2 protein-coding genes and 7 tRNA genes are annotated in these 2,427 nt (G+C 42.8%); all 9 read right to left on the minus strand.

The window, feature by feature from the left end:
- Positions 1 to 147: 147 nt before the first annotated feature.
- The 9 genes from QOX44_RS04575 to QOX44_RS04615 all read right to left on the minus strand — a co-directional run bounded on the left by QOX44_RS04575 (position 148) and on the right by QOX44_RS04615 (position 2,290).
- Positions 148 to 726, minus strand: coding sequence for a TetR/AcrR family transcriptional regulator (locus QOX44_RS04575; RefSeq protein ID WP_283681628.1), 579 nt, complete (start codon positions 724 to 726; stop codon positions 148 to 150).
- Between the two features lie 182 nt (positions 727 to 908).
- On the minus strand, positions 909 to 1,436 hold the full coding sequence (locus QOX44_RS04580; protein ID WP_334305520.1) for a cysteine hydrolase family protein: 528 nt from the start codon (positions 1,434 to 1,436) through the stop codon (positions 909 to 911).
- 155 nt (positions 1,437 to 1,591) lie between these two features.
- A tRNA-Lys gene (locus QOX44_RS04585) sits at positions 1,592 to 1,664 on the minus strand.
- 20 nt (positions 1,665 to 1,684) lie between these two features.
- Positions 1,685 to 1,757, minus strand: a tRNA-Phe gene (locus tag QOX44_RS04590).
- 28 nt (positions 1,758 to 1,785) lie between these two features.
- Positions 1,786 to 1,859 (minus strand) — tRNA-Met (locus tag QOX44_RS04595).
- 34 nt (positions 1,860 to 1,893) lie between these two features.
- Positions 1,894 to 1,975, minus strand: a tRNA-Tyr gene (locus QOX44_RS04600).
- A 43-nt stretch (positions 1,976 to 2,018) separates the two neighbouring features.
- Positions 2,019 to 2,091: transfer RNA gene (locus QOX44_RS04605), tRNA-Thr, on the minus strand.
- 38 nt (positions 2,092 to 2,129) lie between these two features.
- Positions 2,130 to 2,202 (minus strand) — tRNA-Val (locus tag QOX44_RS04610).
- A 14-nt stretch (positions 2,203 to 2,216) separates the two neighbouring features.
- Positions 2,217 to 2,290: transfer RNA gene (locus QOX44_RS04615), tRNA-Asp, on the minus strand.
- Positions 2,291 to 2,427 lie beyond the last annotated feature (137 nt).

Consider the following 2,427-nt stretch of genomic DNA (forward strand, 5'->3'; position numbering starts at 1 on the left):
TGCAATCTTCTCCCGGCTACGAGCCCTGCCACCTCAGAGCGCTTCGCTTCTCTTCGGTCACGGGCTGTCGCCCTATAAATACAGCGTCTAACAAATCCGCCCATAAATGGGCTCTTTGTTTTCCGCTGTATTTGCAGGGCTCGTAGCTTACGTGAATATCCCATACATGAATTGGTTGACGAGCGACTCTATCTGTTCTCCACTGATTCTCTTCTTCCGGTCAGGATCTGTCTCACAATGCAAAAGCAGATAATGATTAATGGTCCCTATAAAGCCTATCGCAAACTGCCTCTGCCTTCCATTCATATTGCCAAGCTGTTGAGACGCATTTTGAAACATCCTGACAGCTTCTTCATAAAATTCCGTTACATACGGTTTCACAGCCTGATATGCTTCATTTTCTCTTGCAGAATAAAATAAAGCCATCATCAGCATATAGAATTCCCTGTCCTTCTCAAAAAAATCACAGTATACGTTTGCCATGCGGTATAACGCTGCACGAATATCACTGACCGTATCAGCTGTATTCTTCATCGACACACGCCAGTCTTCAAACTTCGTTTCCAAAAGTGTTTTTAATAGTCCCAGCTTACTGCCAAAATAATAATAAAGTGTAGGCTTTGTAATCCCTGCCTTCTCTACAATTTCCTGTACCCCCACTGCATCATAGCCTTTGGCATAAAACAGCTCCTTGGCACACTCCATAATCAGCTCCCGATTTTCCACTTCCCCACCTCCTGTATCATTTTGGCTGCTAATGACAACTCTCTTTATTAATTATTATACCGTTCGGTATATTCATTGTCAACCGAAGTTCTCTTTTTTATGGTACCGAAAACGTAAAAATCCTTCATAATAAAAAAAGGATGACATAGCAAAAACCATGACATCCAGATAATGAGTATAATCTACAGCACTTTATTAAAGACAGCAATCTGACACATTTGCATCGCACGCAATGCATTTTCATGGCTCTCCGGTGTCACCCCGGCACAGCACGCAGCATCCACCTTAATAGGTACTTCGGGAAATCTTGCCTTCAGGATCAAAGCATTAGAAATCACACAGATATCTGTACAAAGTCCGACCAATTCAATCTCCTCTACTGTGCTCATACTACTTACATACTCTGCAAGTTCCAGAGAACCAAAAGAAGGCTTATCAATCACCGGATTGCCTTCTGCATAAACCTTTTCAGATATTTCCCATCCAAACGAATCCTTCACACAATGTACAACAGGCAGATTTTTACCTTCTTGCGTCTGCATATAGTTTCCATTGTGCGTATCTCTTGTATAAATAACAGTATCTCCCGCTGCCCTATAAGCATCTACCTTATTTCGCACACGTTCCACGATCTGCTGTGCTTCCTTTGTGCCCAGTGTTCCGTCAATAAAATCATTCTGCATATCTATTACTACCAATACCTTCATAATAAACTCAACCTCTCTTCCAAGCTTTTTTAATAATTATTTACGCATCTTTTTAAGGAAATAATAAAATTCTTTTATAAGCTTGTCAATTCCTCTTTGCTATTTAGAACACAAAAAAACAGGAAGCTCTCTTTTAAGAACTTCCTGCATAACTTTAATGAGACATCGGGGATTCGAACCCCGGACAACTTGATTAAAAGTCAAGTGCTCTACCGACTGAGCTAATATCCCATCTGTTTAAATAAACAGCATGCCCAGAGCCGGAATCGAACCAGCGACACGAGGATTTTCAGTCCTCTGCTCTACCAACTGAGCTATCTGGGCACATAATTTTTACAGTAAAAATACTGAGTTGCGGGAGCAGGATTTGAACCTGCGACCTTCGGGTTATGAGCCCGACGAGCTTCCAGACTGCTCCATCCCGCGATATTAAATTGTACCATTGCTTTCACGCAATGAATGGATGGAGAAGGATTCGAACCTTCGAAGTCGTCGACAACAGATTTACAGTCTGCCCCCTTTGGCCGCTCGGGAATCCATCCACATAATTTTGTTTTATAAAAACATCAGACAATTTCTTGTCAAAGCCGATGATCGGACTCGAACCGATAACCTGCTGATTACAAATCAGCTGCTCTGCCAATTGAGCCACATCGGCATATTTCTTTTGCCAACCAGTCGGCAATTTCTTTGAAGTGGGGCCTATAGGGCTCGAACCTATGACCCTCTGCTTGTAAGGCAGATGCTCTCCCAGCTGAGCTAAGACCCCATATATCAAAGAAACGACCCAGAAGAGACTCGAACTCTCGACCTCCGCCGTGACAGGGCGGCGCTCTAACCAACTGAGCCACTGGGCCATCTGAAGGAACATACCTTCAAAACCACATACAGAATATCATATCTTTCCGATCTTTACAAGTCTTTTTTACCCTTCCGATTGCTTTGATCAGCGTCTTTTCTATGTGTCTACGCTCTCCCGTTCGGAATCACTTTG

It is taken from the genome of Parablautia sp. Marseille-Q6255, assembly GCF_951230155.1.
Taxonomy (GTDB): domain Bacteria; phylum Bacillota; class Clostridia; order Lachnospirales; family Lachnospiraceae; genus Choladousia.